This is a genomic window from Pseudomonas fluorescens (assembly GCF_003732425.1).
GTDB classification, from domain to species: domain Bacteria; phylum Pseudomonadota; class Gammaproteobacteria; order Pseudomonadales; family Pseudomonadaceae; genus Aquipseudomonas; species Aquipseudomonas fluorescens_BE.
This window is the reverse complement of sequence record NZ_MOBX01000013.1, coordinates 827508-849614: the sequence shown is the minus strand read 5'-3', so window position 1 is coordinate 849614 and position 22107 is coordinate 827508. Positions and strand designations below refer to the sequence as shown.

Here is a 22107-nt window from a genome sequence, read left to right as displayed (position 1 = left end):
TATGCAACCGGTCATGAATCCGAAATACCCAGGGCTGTCGGTGCGCGTCGCCGATGAAGGCTTTGCGCCGTATATCTGGGGCAGCGATTTCAGTTTCGAAGTCGCCGCCTATGGCGCTGCCGTGATCGGTCAGCCTGTCGAGAAATGGCGGGTGACGCCGATCGTGCCGTACCGCAAGTGTTACGGCATCGATCCGGAAGAGTTCAGCGCTTTTCACAACGCGCCGGACAGCGCGATTTTTATGGCCTATCTCGATGATGAGCCGGTTGGTCATCTGGTGATCAGCACCAACTGGAATGGCTTTGCCCATATCGATGAGCTGGCGGTGCATGCGCCGGCCCGGCGCCATGGCGTGGCCAAGGCGTTGCTTGATGTCGCGCAGTTCTGGAGCCGCAAGAAAAAGCTGCCGGGGATCATGCTCGAAACCCAGAACAACAACCTCGGTGCCTGTCGTCTGTATGAGCGTTGCGGTTATGTGATTGGCGGTATCGACCAGTTGCGCTATCGCGGCATTGATCCGAACACCGCCGAAGTGGCGCTGTTCTGGTATCGATTGTTCGATAATCCGCTGGAGAAGCCCGTCAGCTCGCCAGCATCGCCTCGGCTTGTTCCGTGATGATCGCCAGTAGCGTCTGAATCGCCGATGCCGGCGCGGCGTGCTTGAACGTCAGGGCGTAGAGGCTGATCGGCACGGCCGGCGACAGCGGGCAGACATCCAGCCCGCTGGAGCGTGCACCCAGTGCCGTGAACGGGTCGACGATGGCCAGGCCTTCGCCGGCCTCGACCATGCTGCGCATCATTTGATGGGTTTGTACGCGGGTCTGGATGCTCGGTGCCGGGCGCAAGGCCTGAAGTTTGTTTTCCAGCGCCGGGCTCAGCGGGTCCTGGCCTTCAAGGCCGACCATGGCCTGACCGGCGAGTTCCTGTAGGGAAATGTATTTTTGCTTTGGTTGCAGCCAGCCATGCGGAGCGAGCAGTTGCAGCTTGCCCTGGGCCAGTGGCCGGCAATCAATGTCGGGGTGTTCGGGATCGTGCAGGCTCAAGCCGAGATCGCTTTCGCGCAATAGCAGGCTACGGACGATGTCGCGGGTCGGCGCATTGAGCAGGCTGCACGGTGCATCGGGCAGGCGGCGGCGCAGGGCGGCGAGACTTTGTGGCAGTAATTGTTGCGCCAGCGGCGGGGTGCCGATGATGCGCAGGGGCGGGGCGAGGTATTGTTTAAGGCTGCTGGCCAGACGTTGCACCGGCTCCAGCGCTTCATAGACGTGTGCGATTTCCACCTGCAACGCCCGTGCTTCGGGCGTCGATTGCAAGCGCCCGCGTACGCTGGCGAACAGCATGAACCCCAGCTGACTCTCGGCTTCGCGCAAACGCTCTTCGACCTCGGTCACCGGCAACTGCAACCATTCGGCGGCGGTGCCCAGGTGACCGGTCTGCAAGAGCGCCTGAATCACTTCGATATGACGTAAACGCATGCGTGAAGTCCATGTTCAGCAGGTGGGGTCAGTGGCTGAATCCTACCCCAAGTCTGCGCATATGACTTCTGCTCATAACGGCCAGTTATGAAGCGATGGTTGTCTCAGGCTCGCGGGTCAGGGTGATGCCTGACTGAACCAGGAGAAACTCGGTGTCACTGACCTTGTTGACGCGATCGCCAATGGCCAGTTTGTAAATCGGCTCCGAGCCAGTGGAACCGTCTGCCGACGGGTTGGATTCCTGGAACTCATGCACGGAATAAACGCGGCCTTCCGCATCTCTTGCATGGAACTGACCGACGAGTACTGCTGCCATCTGCTTAGAACCTCTGGAGATAAAACGCTTGATTTACGGCTTGGTAGACCGCCATCAAGGCCTGTAAGTTTTCCTACAGGAAAAAAATAATCAGCGCGCGGGAATTTCCCATCGTGTGCTGGTGGAATCGTCACCGGATCATCTATAACTTGTGGCTCCTCCCACGGACATCGAGAGTCTTCCATGAGCAATGTCTACAACGTCGCCGTAGTGGTCGGTAGCCTGCGTAAAGCTTCGATCAATCGCAAAGTCGCCCTGGCTCTGGCTGAACTGGCCCCGGCGAATCTCAAACTTGAGATTGTCGAAATTGGCGATCTGCCACTCTATAACGAAGACATCGACGGTGATTCACCGCCGGCAGCCTACAGCACTTTCCGGCAAAAAGTGGGTTCATCCGACGCGGTGCTGTTTGTCACGCCCGAGTACAACCGTTCAGTGCCCGCGCCACTGAAGAATGCGATTGACGTTGGCTCGCGGCCTTATGGCAAGGCAGTATGGAGTGGCAAACCGGGAGCGGTGATCAGCGTATCGCCCGGTGCCATTGGTGGTTTCGGGGCAAATCAGCATCTGCGCCAGTCGTTCGTGTTTCTCAATGTGCCATGCATGCAGCAGCCTGAAGCGTACCTCGGTGGCGCAGGTTCGGCGTTTGATGAGGCGGGCAAGTTGAGCGAAACGGTGAAACCTTTTCTGCAAAGCTTTATCAATGCCTACGGACAATTCGTAGAACAACACAAGAAGTAACTTCACCGAAATCCCCTGTGGGAGCGAGCCTGCTCGCGAAGGCGTCGTCAGCCGTTGCATCAATGGCGACTGACAGTGCGCTTTCGCGAGCAGGCTCGCTCCCACAGGTTATCTTTCTGGCTCGGCACTCGTCGTGGCCTTTTTACCTCACTCTTTGAAGGCTGTTGCGGATGCTCGCTGCGTCACTGATTTTCCTGCTGACCATTACCCTTGTCATCTGGCAACCCAAAGGCCTCGGCGTCGGCTGGAGTGCGACGCTGGGCGCCGTGCTGGCGCTGATCTTCGGCGTTGTGCACCTGAGCGATATCCCGCTGGTCTGGCAGATCATCTGGAACGCCACCGGCACCTTTGTCGCGCTGATTATCATCAGCCTGTTGCTCGACGAAGCCGGGTTCTTCAACTGGGCCGCGTTGCACGTGGCACGCTGGGGGCGCGGCAGTGGGCGCAAGCTGTTTGCCTTTATGGTGCTGCTCGGCGCGCTGGTGTCAGCGTTGTTTGCCAATGACGGTGCCGCGCTGATCCTCACGCCCATTGTGATTTCGATGTTGCTGGCGCTACGGTTTTCTCCGGCGGCGACCTTGGCGTTCGTCATGGGCGCGGGTTTTATTGCCGACACCGCGAGCCTGCCGCTGGTGGTATCGAACCTGGTCAATATCGTCTCGGCGGACTTCTTCCACATCGGTTTCAACCGCTACGCGGCGGTAATGGTGCCGGTCAACTTCGTCAGCGTGGCGGCGACACTGGGTATGCTGCTGTGGTTTTTCCGCCGCGACATTCCATCGGCGTACGACCCTGAGCAACTCGAACATCCCGAAACCGCGATTCATGATAAGGCCACGTTCTACGCCGGTTGGGCGGTGTTGGTGATTCTGCTGATCGGCTGCTTTGCGCTGGAGCCGCTGGGGATTCCGATCAGTGCTATTTCCGCCGTGTGCGCCGCGCTGTTGCTCGGTATCGCCGCCCGTGGCCACAAGATTTCCACGCGCAAGGTGATGAAAGAAGCGCCGTGGCAGATCGTGATTTTCTCGTTGGGCATGTATCTGGTGGTCTACGGTTTGCGCAATGCCGGGCTGACCGGGTATCTCGCCGGTTGGCTGGATGTCTTTGCCGGTCATGGCGTTTGGGGCGCGGCAATGGGCACCGGGGTGCTGACGGCGTTGCTGTCGTCGATCATGAACAACTTGCCGACCGTATTGATTGGCTTGCTGTCGATTGACGCCAGTCAGGCCAGCGGAGTGGTCAAGGAAGCGATGATTTATGCCAACGTGATTGGCAGTGACCTGGGGCCGAAGATCACGCCGATCGGCAGTCTGGCCACGTTGTTGTGGCTGCATGTGCTGGAGCGCAAAGGGATTCACATTGGCTGGGGGTATTACTTCAAGGTCGGGATTGTGTTGACGGTGCCGGTGTTGTTGGTGACGTTGGCTGCTTTGGCTTTGCGGCTTTCGCTTTAGACCGAGTCGGCCCATTCGCGAGCAGGCTCGCTCCCACAGGGGAATGTATCGCCTCCCCCTACATTTGAAATGCAGTCCAAATGTGGGAGCGAGCCTGCTCGCGAAGAGGCCGGGTCAGGCACTGAAATTTTCAGGCCTGCCCCGGCACATTCGGCCAAAGATCCGACACCAGAAACAACCGCTCAGCCTCTTCCCATTCCCCTTGCGTATTCTCGATCAGGCGCACCATCAACTGCGCCGGGGCCAGCGGTTCAAGATCCTCCAGCCACATTCGTAACTGCTCCGACGTCCACGTCTGGTCCGCCGGATAATGCGCCGGCGCCAGCCAGGCGTGGCGGGGCAGGGGTTGCCAGCGCCCGGCCGGACGTTGCGCGACGAACGCCGGCCAATCCTTCTGATGCAACCAGCTACCACGCAAATGCTGCGGGTGCGCACCGCTCGGTGATTCAGCCGGCCCGGGCCACGGATACAGCAAATAACCACCGAGCCACAGCTGCGCACTGAACACCTCGATATCCAGCGCCGCCAGCACTTCGCGGCTCTCCGGGCGCGCCGAAATCGGCAGTTGATGCTCGGCCAGATGCGCCAGTTTGCGATCCAGTCGATCATGACACCCCGGCCCCAGCCACTGCGCCGGATCACGACCGTCGCCATTCTGTGGGCCGAGATAAAGCTTGATCGCCAGTTCCAGGTGATGCACGCCGTCGCGGTCACGCAACAGCATGTCCAGTTCGCCGAGGGTGTGCCCCTCACGACGGATCGGCAGGTTGGCGGCGATCAGCTCAATGCCCGGCGCATGCTCCACGGCAAACTGCCACAGCCGTTCGTAATACAGGCCCAGACGCCGCGTGCGCGCCTGCGACAGCCAATGCAGCAAGCCATAACTGTCGCGGTCGAGCTCGCGCAACCAGTGTTCCAGTCGCTGCGGGTCATGCACCCAATCGCTGCCGGCCAGCGGATGACGCTGCGGCCATGGCGTGGTGGCGAGCATCGGCGGGGCGAGGATCACCCACGCCAGATCCCGCACTTCCGGGTGGCGTAATTGGTGGGGCAACTGCAGCAAGTCGGGGAACAGGATCATCTTGCGAGCATAGCCTGAAACATGAGCGCACCCTTGAAGCTGAAAGGATTTTGTCTAACCGGCGCTTTCGCCCATAATCGTGCTTTTCGCGTTTTCGATTGTCCGCAGAGGTCCCATGGAGCAATTTCGTAATATCGGCATCATCGGTCGCCTGGGCAGTTCCCAGGTGCTGGATACCGTCCGCCGACTGAAACGGTTTCTGCTCGATCGTCACCTGCATGTGATCCTCGAAGACACCATCGCCGAAGTCCTGCCGGGCCACGGCCTGCAAACCTCGTCGCGCAAGATGCTCGGCGAAGTCTGCGACATGGTCATCGTCGTTGGCGGCGACGGTAGCCTGCTCGGCGCCGCGCGCGCGCTGGCCAAACACAATATTCCGGTGCTCGGGATCAACCGTGGCAGCCTCGGGTTCCTCACCGACATTCGCCCGGACGAGCTGGAAGTCGAAGTCGCCAAGGTGCTCGACGGCCACTATCTGGTGGAAAACCGCTTCTTGCTGCAAGCCGAAGTGCGCCGGCATGCCGAGGCCATCGGCCAGGGCGATGCGCTCAACGACGTGGTGCTGCACCCGGGCAAATCGACGCGGATGATCGAGTTCGAGTTGTACATTGACGGCCAGTTCGTCTGCAGCCAGAAGGCCGACGGCCTGATCGTCGCGACGCCGACCGGTTCCACCGCTTACGCACTGTCTGCCGGCGGGCCGATCATGCATCCCAAACTCGATGCCATTGTGATCGTGCCGATGTACCCCCATATGTTGTCGAGCCGGCCAATTGTGGTCGATGGCAACAGTGAGCTGAAAATCGTCGTGTCGAAAAACATGCAGATTTACCCGCAAGTCTCCTGCGACGGGCAGAACCACTTCACCTGCGCGCCGGGCGACACCATCACCGTCAGCAAGAAAGCGCAGAAGCTGCGGCTGATTCATCCGCTCGACCACAACTACTACGAAGTCTGCCGGACCAAGCTCGGCTGGGGCAGCAAGCTGGGTGGTGGAGGCGACTGATGCTCGATCCCGCGCGCAGTTATGACCTGATTGGTGACGTGCACGGATGCGCCTTGACCCTCGAACACTTGCTTGACCGTCTCGGTTACCACAAGCAGGGCGGGGTCTGGCGGCATCCATCGCGCATGGCCGTGTTCGTCGGCGACATCATCGACCGAGGCCCGCGCATCCGCGAGGCGCTGCACATCGTCCACGATATGGTCGAGGCCGGTCAGGCCTTGTGCATCATGGGCAACCACGAATTCAACGCTTTGGGCTGGAGCACCCCGGCGCCACCGGGCAGCGGCAAGCAGTTCGTCCGCGAACACACGCCGCGTCACGCGCGCCTGCTTCACGAAACCCTGACCCAGTTCGAGGATCATCCCGGCGACTGGCACGATTTCCAGCGCTGGTTCTACGAGTTGCCGCTGTTTGTCGACGCCGGACGCTTCCGTGTCGTGCATGCCTGTTGGGATGCCGGCCTGATCGAGCCGTTGCGCGCGCTGTTCCCCGATGGCTGCATCGATGAACACTTCCTGCAGGCCTCGGCCGTGCCGGACAGCTTCGCCTGTACCGTGTTCGATCGTTTGCTGCGCGGCACCGACATGCGCTTGCCGCACGGTTTGACCATGACCAGCGGCGACGGTCTGGTGCGTTCGTTCTTCCGCACCAAGTTCTGGGAAGACGACCCGAAAACCTACGGCGACATCGTCTTCCAGCCTGATGCACTGCCGGAGCCGGTCGCGCAGACACCGCTGACGTCCAGTGAAAAAAACAACCTGCTGCGCTACGGCGTCGACGAGCCATTGCTGTTCGTCGGGCATTACTGGCGCAGCGGCAAACCGGCGCCGATCCGCCCGAACCTCGCGTGTCTGGATTACAGCGCGGTGCTCTACGGCAAACTGGTCGCCTATCGTCTGGATCAGGAAACACGTCTGGATCCGCATAAGTTTGTCTGGGTCGACGTCGAGCGGCCGGAGGTGCTGCAATGAGTGCGGTAGCGGTATTACGTCTGCCGTTGGCGGTGGACCTGAGCGGTTTCGTCAAACTGCTGCAACGCATGCAGGTGCCGCATCGCGTCAGCGAAGAGGCGGGCGAGCAAGTGCTGTGGGCACCGGCGGAAATCAGCGAAGACGTGCGCTCGTTGTACGAACGCTTCCCGGCGGGTGATCCCGAGCAAACGCTGGACATCCCGGTGGCGCAGACCTTCAAGCGTCCGGGTTTTGCCGAACAGCTCAAATACGCCAAGGCCACCGGGTTCATCCTGTTGCTGTGCCTGATCGTTGGCGGGCTGACCTATCTGGGGGAAAACCTGCAAACCTTGCGCTGGCTGACCTTCCTCGATTTTCAGGTGATCGGCGAATACATTCATTTCACGCCGTTGGCTGACAGCCTGGCGGCGGGGCAGTGGTGGCGTCTGGTGACGCCGATGCTGATCCACTTCGGCATCCTCCATCTGGCCATGAACGGCATGTGGTATTGGGAGCTGGGCCGGCGCATCGAGTCGCGCCAGGGCAGCATCAACCTGATCGGCCTGACGCTGCTGTTCAGCCTGGTGTCCAACTACGCACAGTTTGTCTGGAGCGGCCCGACCTTGTTTGGCGGCCTGTCCGGCGTACTTTACGGCTTGCTCGGTCATTGCTGGATCTTCCAGCTGCTGGCGCCGAACCCGGCTTATCGCCTGCCGCGCGGCGTGCTGGTGATGATGCTGGTGTGGTTGCTGGTGTGCATGTCCGGGCTGATCTCGATGATCGGTTTCGGCGAAATCGCCAACGCCGCCCACGTCGGCGGGTTACTCATCGGATGCTTCACCGGTTTGTTGGGCGGTTTGTATAACCGCCGTAAACTGGCGGCCTGAAATTTTTCTGCAGATAAAGAGCACGGAGACCCTGATGTCCTCTTTTAACGACATGATCAACAACATCACCCCGGACATCTACGAGAGCCTGAAACTGGCCGTGGAAATCGGCAAGTGGTCCGACGGTGGCAAACTCACCGCCGAACAGCGCGAGCTGTCGCTGCAGGCGATGATCGCCTGGGAAATCCAGAACCTGCCTGAAGACCAGCGCACCGGTTACATGGGCCCGCAGGAATGTGCGTCGAAGTCGATCGAAGTGCCGAACATCCTGTTCAAATCGGATGCCATCCATTGATCGAGATTGGCCGCGGTGCAATCAGCAAAATGTCGGCGCGCCTGGATGGGCCGAACGTGCAATACGCGTTTCGTCTGGATGATGTCGAGGTGCCGGTCAACCCAATGATCGGCACCACGGTGCGTCTGGAATACCTGGGGGCGATCCACTGCACCCATTGCGGGCGCAAGACCAAAACCAGTTTCAGTCAGGGTTACTGCTACCCGTGCATGACCAAACTGGCGCAGTGCGACCTGTGCATCATGAGCCCGGAGCGCTGCCACTATGAGGCCGGCACCTGCCGCGAGCCGGAGTGGGGCGAGAAATTCTGCATGACCGACCATGTGGTTTACCTGGCCAATTCGTCGGGGATCAAGGTTGGCATCACCCGTGCTACGCAATTGCCGACCCGTTGGCTCGATCAGGGCGCCAGTCAGGCATTGCCGATCATGCGCGTTGCCACGCGGCAGCAGTCCGGTTTCGTCGAAGACCTGTTCCGCAGCCAAGTGGCCGATAAAACCAACTGGCGCGCGCTGCTCAAGGGCGATGCCGTGGCGGTCGATCTGGCGCAAGTGCGCGATCAACTGTTCGAGAGTTGCGCAGAAGGGCTGCAAGGCCTGCAAGAGCGCTTCGGCCTACAGGCGATTCAGACCATTGCCGATGTCGAACCGCTGGAAATCCGCTACCCGGTCGAGCAATACCCGGCCAAGATTGTCAGCTTCAACCTGGACAAGAACCCGATTGCCGAAGGCACGCTGCTGGGGATCAAGGGCCAGTACCTGATCTTCGACACCGGCGTGATCAACATTCGCAAGTACACGGCTTATCAGCTCGCCGTGCATCAATAAGGACTTCAGCATGCGCACCGAACAACCGAAGATGATTTACCTGAAGGACTATCAGGCGCCCGAGTACCTGATCGACGAAACACACCTGACCTTCGAGTTGTTCGAGGATCACAGCCTGGTCCACGCGCAGTTGGTGATGCGCCGCAACCCCGCGCGTGGCCCGGGCCTGCCGCCGCTGGTGCTCGATGGCCAGCAGCTGGAATTACTTTCGGTGACGCTGGCCGATCAGGAACTGTCTGACGGCCAATACCAGCTCACGGAAAACCACCTGACCCTGCAACCGGCCAGCGAAACTTTCACGGTCGACACCAGCGTCAGGATCCACCCGGAAACCAACACCGCGCTGGAAGGCCTGTATAAGTCCGGCACGATGTTCTGCACCCAGTGCGAGGCCGAAGGTTTCCGCAAGATCACCTATTACCTCGACCGCCCGGACGTGATGAGCAAGTTCACCACCACCGTGGTCGCCGAGCAGCACAGCTACCCGGTGCTGCTCTCCAACGGCAACCCGATTGCCAGTGGTCCGGGCGAAGACGGCCGGCACTGGGCAACCTGGGAAGATCCGTTCATGAAACCGGCGTACCTGTTTGCGCTGGTGGCCGGTGATTTGTGGTGCGTCGAAGACAGCTTCACCACCATGACCAACCGCAACGTCGCGCTGCGCATTTACGTCGAGCCGGAAAACATCGACAAGTGCCAGCACGCGATGAACAGCCTGAAGAAGTCGATGCGTTGGGACGAAGAGGTTTACGGTCGCGAGTACGATCTGGACATCTTCATGATCGTCGCCGTCAACGACTTCAACATGGGCGCGATGGAGAACAAAGGCCTCAACATCTTCAACTCCAGCGCCGTACTCGCTCGCGCGGAAACCGCGACCGACGCCGCGCACCAGCGCGTTGAAGCGATCGTCGCCCACGAATACTTCCACAACTGGTCGGGCAACCGCGTGACCTGCCGCGACTGGTTCCAGCTGTCGCTGAAAGAAGGCTTCACCGTGTTCCGTGATTCCGGCTTCTCTGCCGACATGAACTCGGCCACGGTCAAGCGCATTCAGGACGTCGCGTACCTGCGGACCCACCAGTTCGCCGAAGATGCCGGCCCGATGGCCCACGCGGTGCGCCCGGACAGCTTTATCGAAATCTCCAACTTCTACACCCTGACCGTGTACGAAAAGGGCTCGGAAGTGGTCGGCATGATCCACACCTTGCTCGGCGCCGAAGGTTTCCGTAAGGGCAGCGATCTGTACTTCGAACGTCATGACGGCCAAGCGGTGACCTGCGACGACTTCATCAAAGCGATGGAAGATGCCAACGGCGTCGATCTGACCCAGTTCAAACGCTGGTACAGCCAGGCGGGCACACCGCGTCTGGCGGTGAGCGAGTCTTACGACGCTGCCGCAAAAACCTACAGCCTGACCTTCCGCCAGAGCTGCCCGGAAACCCCGGACAAAGTTGAAAAACTGCCGTTCGTGATTCCGGTCGAACTCGGCCTGCTCGACAGCAAAGGCAATGAAATTGCCCTGCGTCTGGCTGGCGAAGCGTCGGCGCAAGGCACCACTCGGGTGATTTCGGTTACCGAGGCCGAGCAGACCTTCACCTTCGTTGATATCGCTGAGCAACCGCTGCCATCGCTGCTGCGCGGCTTCTCCGCGCCGGTGAAACTGAGCTTCCCGTACAACCGCGATCAGTTGATGTTCCTGATGCAGCACGACAGCGATGGCTTCAACCGCTGGGATGCCGGTCAGCAACTGTCGGTACAGGTCCTGCAGCAATTGATCGGCCAGCAGCAGAAGGGCGAGAGCCTGAAACTCGATCCGCGTCTGGTGTCGGCGTTGCGTACGGTGCTGTCGGACGAGTCGCTGGATCAGGCGATGGTCGCGGAAATGCTCTCGCTGCCGGGTGAGGCCTATCTCACTGAAATCAGCGAAGTGGCTGATGTTGACGCGATCCATATCGCCCGTGAGTTCGCTCGCCAGCAACTGGCAGAAGGACTGTTCGAGGCGTTGTGGCTGCGTTATCAAGCCAACCGTGACCTGTCGAAGAAAACCCCGTACGTGGCCGAAGCCGAGCACTTCGCCCGTCGCGCGCTGCAGAACATTGCGCTGTCGTACCTGATGCTCAGCGGCAAGCCGGAAGTCCTCGCGGCGGCGCTGGAGCAGTTCGAAACGGCCGACAACATGACCGAGCGCCTGACCGCGCTGGCGGTGTTGGTCAACTCGCCGTTCGAAGAGCAGAAAGCGCTGGCGCTGGCCAGTTTCGCCGAGCACTTCAAGGACAATCCGCTGGTCATGGATCAGTGGTTCAGCGTGCAGGCCGGCAGCACTTTGCCGGGCGGTCTGCAGCGCGTGAAAGCGCTGATGCAACACCCAGCGTTCAATATCAAGAACCCGAACAAGGTGCGTGCACTGGTCGGCGCGTTTGCCGGACAGAACCTGATCAACTTCCACGCGGCCGATGGCTCGGGTTACCGCTTCCTCGCGGATCTGGTAATCGAACTGAACGGCTTCAACCCTCAGATTGCTTCGCGTCAACTGGCGCCGCTGACCCGCTGGCGCAAATACGACAGCGCCCGTCAGGCGTTGATGAAGGCTGAACTGGAGCGGATTCTGGCGTCGGGGCAGTTGTCGAGTGATGTGTACGAAGTTGTCAGCAAAAGCCTGGCTTAACGCGTAACAAAATGTGGGAGCGAGCCTGCTCGCGAAGAGGGCGTGTCAGAGATGTAAATGTCATCTGGTACACCGTATTCGCGAGCAGGCTCGCTCCCACAGGTTTTTGCATTTACCGCTATTTCAGGTCGAAACGATCCAGGTTGGTGACTTTCGTCCACGCCGCCACAAAGTCCTTCACAAACTGCTCCTTGGCATCCGAACTGGCATACACCTCAGCCAATGCCCGCAGTTGCGCATTCGAACCAAACACCAGATCAACCCGCGTCGCCGTCCATTTCACGCTGCCGGTTTTACGGTCGCGTCCCTCGAACTCATCGGCATCCCTTGAAGTCGGCTTCCACTCCACGCCCATGTCCAGCAGGTTGGTGAAGAAGTCGTTGGTCAGCGCTTCTGTCTGCGAAGTGAACACACCATGCCGGGTTTGCCCGACGTTGGTGTTCAACACCCGCAAACCACCCAGCAGCACAGTCATCTCCGGCGCAGTGAGGGTCAGCAGTTGCGCCTTGTCGATCAGCAGCGCTTCGGCCGAGACGGTGTATTTGCCTTTGCTGTAGTTGCGGAAGCCATCGGCAATCGGCTCAAGGAAACCGAAGGAATCAACGTCGGTTTGCTCTTGGCTGGCATCTGTACGTCCCGGGGTGAACGGTACTGTGACCGAATGGCCGGCGTTTTTCGCTGCTTGCTCGACTCCGGCATTCCCCGCCAATACGATCAGGTCTGCCAGCGAGACTTTCTTGCCGGCGGCGCCGCCATTGAACTCGTTCTGAATGCCCTCGAGGGTTTGCAGGACTTTGGCCAGTTGCTCAGGCTGGTTGGCTTGCCAGAACTTTTGCGGGGCCAGACGCAGGCGTCCACCGTTGGCGCCACCGCGTTTGTCCGAACCGCGGAACGTCGAGGCAGCGGCCCATGTGGTCGAGACCAGTTGTGACACCGACAGGCCAGACGCGAGGATTTTGCCTTTCAGCGCAGTCGCGTCGTTGTCGTCGATCAGCGGGTGAGTGACAGCGGGGATCGGGTCCTGCCACAACAGTTCTTCGTTCGGCAGTTCCGGGCCGAGGTAGCGCGACAGCGGGCCCATGTCGCGGTGAATGAGCTTGTACCAGGCACGGGCAAAGGCATCGGCCAATTGATCGGGATTGGCGAGGAAGCGTCGGGAGATCTGCTCGTACGCAGGATCGAAACGCAGCGCCAGGTCAGAGGTGAGCATGGTTGGCGAGAGTTTCTTGCTCGGGTCATGGGCATGCGGAACGGTGCCTGCACCGGCGCCGTTCTTCGGTATCCACTGATGCGCACCGGCCGGGCTTTTGCTCAGTTCCCACTCGAAGCCGAACAGGTTTTCCAGGTAGTTGTTGCTCCATCGGGTCGGCGTGGTGGTCCAGGTCACTTCGAGGCCACTGGTGATGGTGTCGGCACCCTTGCCGGTGCCAAACGCGTTGCGCCAGCCGAGGCCCTGTTCTTCAAGGCCGGCCGCTTCCGGCTCAGGCCCGACGTTATCGGCAGGGCCGGCACCGTGGGTTTTACCGAAAGCGTGACCGCCAGCGATCAATGCGACGGTCTCTTCATCGTTCATGGCCATGCGGCCAAAGGTTTCGCGGATGTCGTGGGCTGAAGCAACCGGGTCAGGATTGCCTTCCGGACCTTCGGGGTTCACGTAGATCAGGCCCATTTGCACGGCGGCGAGCGGGTTTTCCAGATTGCGTTCGCCCTGATCGGTGCGGCTCTCTTCTTTGCCATGCAAATCCGGCTCGGCGACCAGCGTGCCGTCACCGGGTTCCTGCATCGGCTCCTTACTTTTGCCGTAACGGCTGTCGCCGCCGAGCCATTCGTTTTCCGAACCCCAGTAAACATCCTCATCCGGCTCCCACACGTCGGGACGGCCACCGGAGAACCCGAAGGTTTTGAAACCCATGGATTCCAGCGCGACGTTACCGGTAAGAACAATCAGGTCGGCCCAGGAAATGTTGCGGCCATATTTCTGCTTGATCGGCCACAGCAGGCGCCGGGCCTTGTCCAGGCTGACGTTGTCCGGCCAGCTGTTCAGCGGCGCGAAACGTTGTTGGCCGGAGCCGGCACCACCGCGGCCATCGGCAGTGCGATAAGTGCCGGCGCTGTGCCAGGCCATGCGGATGAAGAGGGGGCCGTAGTGACCAAAGTCGGCCGGCCACCAGTCCTGGGAGTCGGTCATCAGCGCATTGAGGTCTTGTTTCAGCGCCTGGAAGTCCAGGCTCTTGAAGGCTTTGGCGTAGTCGAAGTCCTTGCCCAACGGATCGGACTTGGGCGAGTGCTGACTCAGGATTTTCAGGTTGAGTTGATTCGGCCACCAGTCACGGTTCGTCGTACCACCACCGGCGGCGTGGTTGAACGGGCATTTCGATTCGTTTGCCATGTTCGGGTCCTTATCAGGTCTGCTACGGCCGGCTCGTGCCGGCTTCGGACTAGTAAGGCTAGACCCGACTTGGCGAGTCAGCTAATAGGCCGACTATTGGGCGTTGATAGGCAAAGTCTTTTGCCGCGCTAATTCAATTCGATATCAGAAAAAATCAGTTAGATAAATAAAGTCTAAAGAACTGTCATATATGACAGTGACCTTAAATTTGGCATTGACCTACTGTGCAGTGGCAAGGACCCTCGATTAGCTAAATGACAGGAACAAGAATGAAAATTGAAGACGCGCAGCTCGATGTCGAAGCAAATGCTATTGGAATGTTCACCGGCGCCGTTGATGGCAAGGCCTTTTTGGAAAGCAATTTTCTGACGTTTCAAAAGGTGAGGTCCGGGTACATCATCGTGGGCAACGAGAACAATAAGAACTGGATTATTTTTACCCTTCCCGGGACGCTGCAAGGTGAAGGCCCACACGATGTGGATTGTTACCCCGGAATTTTGGACTGGCAGGTCAAGATCGAAAACGTTCGCTATCGGGTAAGTTTGGGATCGGTGACCGTTACCTTTCAAAACGAAGCGCGCACAGGCGTAAAGGGAAACGTTAATCTTTTCCTGAAAGGCGGCGGGAAAGTGACGGGTTCCTTTAACATCCGGGAGCAATAGTCAGTTTGATAGGGACGTCTCTATTCGAGACGTCCTCCCATGTATCAACTCGAATGTGCCGCTTCATCGTCCAGTACGTTGTCGATCAAATCTTCCTGCCCCGGCAATTCGGTAATCACACTGAAATCCGTCACTTCAACCGCCCCCAGCCCATAACCCAGCAAATGGAAGGAAAACGCTTTGCGCTCTTGCGGGTTGTCGAAGCTGAAGTTCATTTCCAGCGGCTGGTCGGCAGTTGCCACCATCTCCTGCGGCAAGCCAATCTGCACGTCCTGTTCAAACTCCTTGGCCTTGAGCTGAATGTATGCCGCCTGCTGCGGATCCACCGAACGCACGGTCAGGCGCACGCGAGTGTGCGAGCCCTTGGGCATTTCCAGGTACTGCGCGCCAATCAGGTTGTCGGCCCAGTCATCGTTGATCTGCGCTTGCAGCGGGATGACGGTGGTGCTGCCGAACTGATAGCGATGATTGAGCGGCGTGCGCAGCAGCGACAGGTCGAGGGCGTTGGCACGAGCCGCGATCTGCCGAGCCGGATGACCGCTGTAGTTGCCTTTGTACGTGGCGCTTTCGGCGATGAAACCGGCGCTTTCGTAGTAGCGGCAGCGGCGTGGCATGTCGCACTCGGAAAAAATCCCCTGACCGTTGTGATAGCGCAGTTTGCCGTTGGTGAACGACATGATTTCGCGGCCACTGTCGTAATCGCGAAACAGCGAGCGGCCGCTCAGCGCGGAAGGCACCGGCAGGTCGAAATAGTCGAGGATGGATGTGCTCAGATCGACGTGGCCATACACACCTTTGTTGAGCCGTGGCAGTTGTTCATGCTCCGGCGCCAGGGTCAGGTTGAAGCCCCAGGAAGAAGCCAGGCGCACACCGTCGATGCCGTGGGATTCGTCCGAGGTGATCACCACCAGGGTGTCTTTCAATACGCCCTGACGTTCGAGGCCGCTGAGGAACTGCTCCAGCGCATCGTCGAGATAACCGACGGCGGCCTGTTTCGGCGTTTCGTAGCGCTCCAGATAGTCCTCGGGCGCGGAGTAGGGCTGGTGGGTGCCGACAGTCAGCAGGGTCAGCATCCACGGCTGTTTGTGCTTTTTCAGTTGGCCGACATAGTCCAGTGCGCCTTCGAAAAACGCCTTGTCATCCTTGCCCCAGGGGAATTCCAGATAATTGCTGTTGCTGAACCACTCCAGACCATGGGTCGCATCGAAACCGATGTGCGGCATGATCTTGTCTTTGGCCATGAAGCGCAGCCCGGCGCCCTGCAGATAGTGCGTGCTGAAGCCGTGTTCACGCAGTTGCGCCGGCAGGCAGGCCTGATTGCGCTCGTTGAGGGTAAGCATCTCCACGCCTTTGGGCGTGCCGTTGTTGAGTTTGTCGTAATCGCCGCAAAGCATCGCGTACAGACCGCGAATGGTCTGGTGCGTATGCAGCACGTAATCCGGGGTGTTCATGCCGCGCTCGGCCCAGCGGCTGAGGTTGGGCATCAGGTCTTCCTGATAATGGCTGCCGATGGCCTCGCGGTTGGCGCGGATGTAAGCACCGGGAATGCCTTCGAGGGCGATGATCAGTACGTTGCGCGCCTGACCCGGCGCGGCCAGCAGTTTCTGCCCGTTGAGGTCGACATCGGTGAGTCCGGCCATGGCTGGTGTGGCTTCTTCGATATCGCCGTCCAGCCATTCCTCGGCCTGAATCTGCAGATCAGCGACTTCGCTGGCCAGCAATTGGTGCGGCAGGTTGTACTGGCGCCACGGATCGGCTTCGCTCGGCCACAGATTCTGCGCACCCCAGTGTGCGGCGAACAACACCAGCGGAGCACTCCAGGCGGCGCGGGGCAGGGGCGGACGCGGCATGTCGCGGTTGGCAAACCGGGTCAGCAACCAGAACAGCAGGGCCAGCAGCAAAGTGATGCCCAGTGCAGGATGGGCCAGTCCGCCGCCGGTGGAGTTCTCCACGAACTGCGGATCGATCAGGTAATGAATGTCCGAAGGCGTCGGCAAGCGGCCGACAGCGCTGACCAGTTCAGCGGTCGCTACTGCCAACAATCCCCAGAACAGCAACACCGGCAAGGCCAGCCACCACGCCCGGCGATGCAGCAACACCACCAGCAGGCTGCCGATGGCCAGATCTGACAAATAGCCCAACGGTGCCGACCAACCCAGTGCCGCACGCAGGCACACCGGCACCACCAGCACCAGAACCATCAGGGAAAAGAGGCGGGCGTGCGGCCGCCGCAACCGGTTAAAAAGAGCGCTCACAAAAAAGACCTTCCAAAGTCATCAAAACGTCAAAAAAGTGTGGGCGATGATACCAAGGGTGGGCTGTCTGATCGCCCTTTTAAACGCGCAACTGATGCGCTGGCGCGCGGGCTGATTAAGGTGATGACGTGTCTGCGGCCCTGACCGGCTCTCGCGGCGCACGGCAATCGGCGATCTTGCTGCCGACGGATTTATTGTTTCAGGCTGTTTAATCGGCCTATCCCTCAACCAGATCCAATCTGTGCGCTGCGATCTTTTGACTTCGTTTCCTGACCTCGGAATCGAAAGCGCGCTGCCTCCTTTCGCTCAACAACCCGTGCTATCGATATGCGATAAAGATATTTAATTTCTATTTTTTATATCTATAAAGTCAGGCCTTTCAGCAATCCACCCCCATGCTGCGAGGTTGTCATGGCCACACCGTTCAATCGTTCCGCACTGACTCTGTTGGCCGCGTCTCTAGCCGCGAGTGCGTTGTTCAGCAGCGGCGCTCAGGCTGAAGGCAAGATCAGCATCGCCCAGCAATTCGGCATCGGTTACCTGATTCTCGATGTGGTGCGCGACCAGAATCTCATCGAAAAACACGGTAAGGAGCAGGGCCTCGACATCAAGGTCGACTGGAACAGCATCTCCGGCGCCACCGCGATGAACGAAGCATTGCTCACCGGCTCGCTCGACGTGGTTTCCGCCGGTGTGCCGCCGATGCTCACCGTGTGGGATCGCACCAAAGGCAAACAGAACGTCAAAGCCATCGCCGCACTGGGCTCGATGCCCAACTATTTGCTGACCAACAATCCGAACATCAAGACGCTCAAGGACTTCACCGACAAGGACCGGATTGCCGTGCCTGCCGCCGGCGTGGGCTTCCAGTCGCGCACCTTGCAGATCGAAACCGCCAAGGAGTTCGGTGACGCGCAATACAAGAAATTCGACGACATCTCAGTCAGCTTGCCGCACCCCGATGCGACAGCGGCGTTGATCGCTGGCGGCTCGGAAATCAACTCGCATTTCTCCAGCCCGCCGTTCCAGTACCAGGCCCTGCAGAACCCCAACGTGCACAAAGTGCTGAGTTCCTATGACGTGCTTGGCGGGCAGGCGACGTTCAACGTGCTGTACACCACAGAAAAATTCCACGACGAAAACCCGAAAACCTACAAGGCGTTCTACGACGCGCTGGCCGAGGCCGAGAAGATCATTAAGGCCGACAAACCGGCGGCGGCTCAGGCTTACATTCGGGTCGAGCAATCGAAGTTGCCACTGGCCCTGGTCGAGCAAATTGTTAAAGACCCGGAAATCGACTTCACCGTGGTGCCGCAGCGCACCTTTATTTATGCCGAGAAGTTGCAGGAATTGGGCGTGCTGAAGAACAAGGCCAGCAGTTGGAAGGATTACTTCTTTGAAGAGGCGCATGGTGGCGCCGGGAGTTAAGTCGTCGGGCCGTCGACGTCGCGCGGCTTTCTGGACACGGAGATGGCCACTTAGTAGCATTCGCCGCCTATGGAATTCGTTCCGGCCCGTCGACCGATGCAACAAGGACCCCACAATGCACACGTTCAGCCATGGCGACAAAACCGTCAATTTCACCGTCCTGAGCGGTGAAGTGGTGGGCAGCGAAAAGAGGAGCGAAACCCGCATCACTTCGACCGGTGGTAACGGTCAAGTCGACAGCAATGGTCAAGCTGTCGCACTTCAGATCAACACTGTGCTGGTCGTTAATCATGAGTTCTGGATCAAGACAGCTGACGGTATCGAACACGATATCCATCTGCGCGGTCTCGATATTCCGCTACGCAGCGGGCAGGACATTTCGCTGATCAGCGCCGTGAGCAACGATGGCAAGACCGTTCTGCACACTCATCTGCAAAACCAGACTGCGGCAAAGACTTATCTGATTCGCGACGGCAAGGCGCTGAACACCGAACTTGGGCTGTCACCTTTTCGCTGGAAACCGCTGCTGATCGCCTTTGCCTTGTGGATCGGCATCGGTTTTGTTTCCGGCGTACTGGGTTTTCTGGTGGGGGCGGGCTATTACATTTATCAGTGTGTCCAGGGTTCCAAGCGCAAGAAGTTGTTGATCACCGCGCTGGATGCCTTCCTGGCCCAGTTGAATCAGCGAGTCGAAAGCCAGTACCACACACCGCAATCTGCCCATACACAAACGGCCGATCAGTCTGAAGTGCAGGCACCGGCCAAGCCCGCGGCCATGACCGCCATCAATGTAGGCAACGCATTGGCCCGCAAGCGCTAATTCTGCACACATCAAAAACAAAAAAGGGGCGGCCTGATCATCGATCAGGCCGCCCCTTTGTTATTACCGCTCAGTCAGATCAATGCATCTTGCTGTGATCGTGACCTTCCATGTTGGTCAGCGCGCGAACCGGCGCTTTAACCTCGATGGTTTCTTTCTCGCCCTTGGCGTTCTCGACGGTCAGGGTCAGCGGCACGCTTTCGCCTTCTTTCAGTTGACCGGTCAGGCCCATCAGCATCACGTGGTAGCCGTTCGGATCAAGCTTGACGGCTTTGCCGGCCGGCAGCTCGACGAACTTCACCGGGCCCATGCTCATGACGTCATTCTTCATGGTCATTTCGTGGATCTGCACGTCTCTGGCCGCTGGCGTCGCGACGCTGAGCAACTTGCTGTCGCTGTCGGCGGTGAGGGTCATGAACGCGCCGCTGGCGGACTGGGTCGGCACGGTGGCACGGACCCACGCGTCGTCGACTTTGGTTGCTGCGGTCGCCTGGAATGCCAGGCCGAGCAGCGAAAGACCGATGACAGCGCGTTTGATGTGGTTCAGAACAGGTTGCATCAGCAAACCTCCATAACAGTAAGCAAATCTTCCGTGCATTGTTCTGCCGAAAGCGAGGTGGACAGACCCAGGCGCAAGCCGCCGTTGGAGTCGTAAACGTAACTGGTGGCAGTGTGCGAGATGGTATAGGTGTCGCCGGCCGGGACTTTCTCGTAGAACACGTCGAATTCCTTGGCCGTGGCCGCGGTTTCCTCGAGCGTGCCGTACAGCGCAACGAATGTCGGGTCGAAGGCTTTCATGTAGGCGTCGAGGATTTCCGGGGTGTCGCGCTCGGGATCGAGGGTGATGAAAATCACCTGCAAGCGATCGCCATCGGCGCCCATCAGTTTCTTGATTTTCGCCGCGCGGGCGAGGGTGGTCGGGCAGACTGCCGGGCACTGGGTGAAGCCGAAGAACACCATCGGCATCATGCCGCGAAAGCTCGACAGCGTCATGGTTTCGCCATCGGTGTTCTTCAGTTTGAAGGTGCGCCCCATGATCTTGTTACTCAGATCCTTGCCGTACTTGTACGACAGTTGGCCGCGGGTGTCGCAGCCGGCGAGCAGGCCTAGCCCGAGCACGCCCATTCCCGCAAGCACCTTGCGGCGAGTCAACAAAGCCGTCATCTAATACCGCCTTTTGCAGCCCGTCAGTCAGCAGGACTGGCGGGGGGTTAACCGTAAAAGCGGCGCATGATACCAAACTGAAGGCAGGCGCCGGCCACGGATCGCCGCACGGCACAGGATCGCGCGACAAAAGGTGTAAGAAAAAGTGACTGCGGCTTACTGCACGCGTGACTCAGCGGCACTCCAGCCCCCGCCCAGCGCGGTGTACAGATTGACCTCGGCGACCAGCTGCGCGAGGCGATCGGTGATCAGGCCTTGCTGCGAACTGAACAGCGACCGCTGCGCATCGAGGAACGTCAGGCTGCTGTCGACGCCATTCTGATAGCGGTTCTGCGCCAGGTTGTAATACGTCTGCGTGGCAGCGACCAGATCGCGCTGCGCCTGCAATTGCTGCTGATAAGTGCTGCGTGCGGCGAGGCCGTCGGCGACTTCCTGAAACGCGGTCTGGATCGACTTTTCGTATTCGGCCACCGCCACATCTTTCTGTAGCTTCGAATAATCCAGGCTGGCGCGCAGGCTGCCGGCATTGAAAATCGGCAGGCTGATCTGCGGCTGAAAGGTCCAGGCGCCAGAGCCGCCGTCGAACAGTCCGGACAGATCGCGACTCGACGTTCCGGCATTCGCCGTCAGGCTGACACTGGGGAAAAACGCCGCCCGCGCCGCGCCGATATTGGCGTTGGCCGCTTTCAGTTTGTACTCCGCCTGAAGAATGTCCGGGCGCCGCTGCAGCAGATCCGAAGGCAGCCCGGCGGGCAGCTGCTTCACCAGATCGCTGGCCAACGGGCGCGCGGGCATGGAGTCCGGCACCGGCGCTCCGACCAGCAAAGTCAGGCTGTTCAAGTCCTGGGCGACCTGACGCTGATAGCGCGCCAGATTGGCCCGTGAACTGTCGACGCTGGTCTTCGCCTGCGCCTGCTCCAGCGCCGACGATTTGCCGGCCTCACGGTTGCGGGTGGTCAGGTGCAGGCTCTGTTCATCGGCGGCAAGGGTCTCGCGAGTGAGAACCAGCAGCTCCTGATCGGCGCGCCAGGTCAGGTAGGCATTGGCGACGTTAGCCACCAGACTCAGCTCGGCACTGCGCCGTGCCTCTTCAGTCGAGAGCCAGGTCTGCAAGGCCTCCTCGCTGAGGCTGCGCACGCGACCGAAGAAGTCCAGCTCATAGGCGCTGATGCCGAGGTTGACCGAATACGTCGAATTAATCAGCGCTTTGCCTTGGGTCACGCTCGGCGGCATGCGCTGGCGCAACTCATTGGCATTGGCCGATACCGCCGGCAGCAGGTCGGCGCGCTGAATGCGGTATTGCGCCTGGAAAGCTTCGACGTTGAGTGCCGCCACGCGCAGGTCGCGGTTGTTGACCAGCGCGCTTTCGATCAGCTGTTGCAACGCCGGATCAGTGAACAGCGTGCGCCAGTCCTCGCGGCTCGTGGCTGGCTGCGTGGCTGTCGGATACTGCGCGGCGGTGGGTGAAGCGGGGCGCTGATACTCGGGAATCAATGAACAACCGCCCATCAGCACCGCCATGGACAGCAGGGAAAGTCGCAAGGTCAACATCGAACTGCCTCATATCTGAAAGGGGGTAGACGCTTGCAAAGCAAACCTGTGGCGAGGGAGCTTGCTCGCGCTGGGTCGCGAATCAGCCCTTGTTGTGCTCCTGAAAACGGGCCTGCTACGCAGTCCAGCGGAAGCAAG

General features: G+C 59.6%; 20 protein-coding genes. 12 read left to right on the top strand and 8 right to left on the bottom strand.

Annotated features, from left to right (window positions below):
* The first annotated feature begins 1 nt into the window (after position 1).
* Positions 2-616: a GNAT family N-acetyltransferase gene (locus tag BK670_RS14135; protein ID WP_123450415.1), complete on the top strand. Its 615-nt coding sequence runs from the start codon at positions 2-4 to the stop codon at positions 614-616.
* On the opposite strand, the gene BK670_RS14130 is transcribed toward BK670_RS14135, so the two are convergent.
* Positions 582-1475 carry a LysR family transcriptional regulator gene (locus BK670_RS14130; RefSeq protein WP_123450413.1) on the bottom strand — a complete coding sequence of 298 codons (894 nt, stop codon included), beginning with the start codon at positions 1473-1475 and terminating at the stop codon, positions 582-584. The genes BK670_RS14135 and BK670_RS14130 overlap by 35 nt on opposite strands.
* A gap of 85 nt (positions 1476-1560) precedes the next feature.
* Entirely contained in the window at positions 1561-1791 is a 231-nt protein-coding gene (locus tag BK670_RS14125; RefSeq protein ID WP_123450411.1) for a hypothetical protein, read from the bottom strand.
* Positions 1792-1974: 183 nt separating this feature from the next.
* On the opposite strand from BK670_RS14125, the gene BK670_RS14120 reads away from it, so the two are divergent.
* On the top strand, positions 1975-2532 hold the full coding sequence (locus tag BK670_RS14120) for an NADPH-dependent FMN reductase (protein ID WP_110719903.1): 558 nt from the start codon (positions 1975-1977) through the stop codon (positions 2530-2532).
* Between the two features lie 170 nt (positions 2533-2702).
* The gene (locus BK670_RS14115; protein WP_123450410.1) at positions 2703-3986 is read left to right on the top strand and encodes an arsenic transporter; all 1284 of its coding nucleotides are present in this window, start codon (positions 2703-2705) and stop codon (positions 3984-3986) included.
* A 130-nt stretch (positions 3987-4116) separates the two neighbouring features.
* Here the strand turns inward: BK670_RS14115 and BK670_RS14110 are convergent, their stop codons facing one another.
* A complete protein-coding gene (locus tag BK670_RS14110) occupies positions 4117-5067 on the bottom strand; it encodes a DUF1853 family protein (protein WP_123450409.1) in 951 nt (316 codons plus the stop codon).
* Positions 5068-5182: 115 nt separating this feature from the next.
* Here BK670_RS14110 and BK670_RS14105 point away from each other — a divergent pair, with 115 nt between their 5' ends.
* The 6 genes from BK670_RS14105 to pepN are packed head-to-tail and all read left to right on the top strand — an operon-like array spanning position 5183 to position 11700.
* A complete protein-coding gene (locus BK670_RS14105) occupies positions 5183-6073 on the top strand; it encodes an NAD(+) kinase (RefSeq protein ID WP_003224174.1) in 891 nt (296 codons plus the stop codon).
* The gene (locus tag BK670_RS14100) at positions 6070-7044 is read left to right on the top strand and encodes a metallophosphoesterase (RefSeq protein WP_404942481.1); all 975 of its coding nucleotides are present in this window, start codon (positions 6070-6072) and stop codon (positions 7042-7044) included. The genes BK670_RS14105 and BK670_RS14100 overlap by 4 nt, the downstream gene beginning before the upstream one ends.
* Positions 7041-7910: a rhomboid family intramembrane serine protease gene (locus BK670_RS14095; protein WP_123450407.1), complete on the top strand. Its 870-nt coding sequence runs from the start codon at positions 7041-7043 to the stop codon at positions 7908-7910. Before BK670_RS14100 ends, BK670_RS14095 begins: the two co-directional genes overlap by 4 nt.
* A gap of 34 nt (positions 7911-7944) precedes the next feature.
* The gene (locus tag BK670_RS14090; protein WP_007919229.1) at positions 7945-8205 is read left to right on the top strand and encodes a YeaC family protein; all 261 of its coding nucleotides are present in this window, start codon (positions 7945-7947) and stop codon (positions 8203-8205) included.
* Positions 8202-9032 carry a DUF2797 domain-containing protein gene (locus tag BK670_RS14085; protein WP_123450406.1) on the top strand — a complete coding sequence of 277 codons (831 nt, stop codon included), beginning with the start codon at positions 8202-8204 and terminating at the stop codon, positions 9030-9032. Before BK670_RS14090 ends, BK670_RS14085 begins: the two co-directional genes overlap by 4 nt.
* A gap of 10 nt (positions 9033-9042) precedes the next feature.
* Positions 9043-11700, top strand: a complete 2658-nt coding sequence (pepN, locus tag BK670_RS14080) for an aminopeptidase N (protein WP_123450405.1) — start codon at positions 9043-9045, stop codon at positions 11698-11700.
* 118 nt (positions 11701-11818) lie between these two features.
* On the opposite strand, the gene katG is transcribed toward pepN, so the two are convergent.
* Entirely contained in the window at positions 11819-14089 is a 2271-nt protein-coding gene (gene katG, locus BK670_RS14075; RefSeq protein WP_123450404.1) for a catalase/peroxidase HPI, read from the bottom strand.
* A gap of 269 nt (positions 14090-14358) precedes the next feature.
* Here katG and BK670_RS14070 point away from each other — a divergent pair, with 269 nt between their 5' ends.
* Positions 14359-14751 (top strand): hypothetical protein, encoded by a 393-nt coding sequence (locus BK670_RS14070; RefSeq protein ID WP_123450402.1) that lies wholly within the window; start codon positions 14359-14361, stop codon positions 14749-14751.
* Between the two features lie 44 nt (positions 14752-14795).
* Here the strand turns inward: BK670_RS14070 and BK670_RS14065 are convergent, their stop codons facing one another.
* Positions 14796-17006, bottom strand: coding sequence for an LTA synthase family protein (locus BK670_RS14065; protein WP_123450400.1), 2211 nt, complete (start codon positions 17004-17006; stop codon positions 14796-14798).
* Between the two features lie 411 nt (positions 17007-17417).
* Here BK670_RS14065 and BK670_RS14060 point away from each other — a divergent pair, with 411 nt between their 5' ends.
* On the top strand, positions 17418-18434 hold the full coding sequence (locus BK670_RS14060; protein ID WP_123450399.1) for an ABC transporter substrate-binding protein: 1017 nt from the start codon (positions 17418-17420) through the stop codon (positions 18432-18434).
* A gap of 115 nt (positions 18435-18549) precedes the next feature.
* Positions 18550-19254 (top strand): hypothetical protein, encoded by a 705-nt coding sequence (locus tag BK670_RS14055; RefSeq protein WP_123450397.1) that lies wholly within the window; start codon positions 18550-18552, stop codon positions 19252-19254.
* 79 nt (positions 19255-19333) lie between these two features.
* Here the strand turns inward: BK670_RS14055 and BK670_RS14050 are convergent, their stop codons facing one another.
* From BK670_RS14050 to BK670_RS14040, 3 genes are all read right to left on the bottom strand, one after another.
* Positions 19334-19813, bottom strand: coding sequence for a copper chaperone PCu(A)C (locus BK670_RS14050; RefSeq protein WP_123450395.1), 480 nt, complete (start codon positions 19811-19813; stop codon positions 19334-19336).
* On the bottom strand, positions 19813-20418 hold the full coding sequence (locus BK670_RS14045) for an SCO family protein (protein ID WP_007915980.1): 606 nt from the start codon (positions 20416-20418) through the stop codon (positions 19813-19815). The genes BK670_RS14050 and BK670_RS14045 overlap by 1 nt, the downstream gene beginning before the upstream one ends.
* A gap of 156 nt (positions 20419-20574) precedes the next feature.
* Positions 20575-21969 carry an efflux transporter outer membrane subunit gene (locus BK670_RS14040; RefSeq protein WP_123450393.1) on the bottom strand — a complete coding sequence of 465 codons (1395 nt, stop codon included), beginning with the start codon at positions 21967-21969 and terminating at the stop codon, positions 20575-20577.
* Positions 21970-22107: the final 138 nt, after the last annotated feature.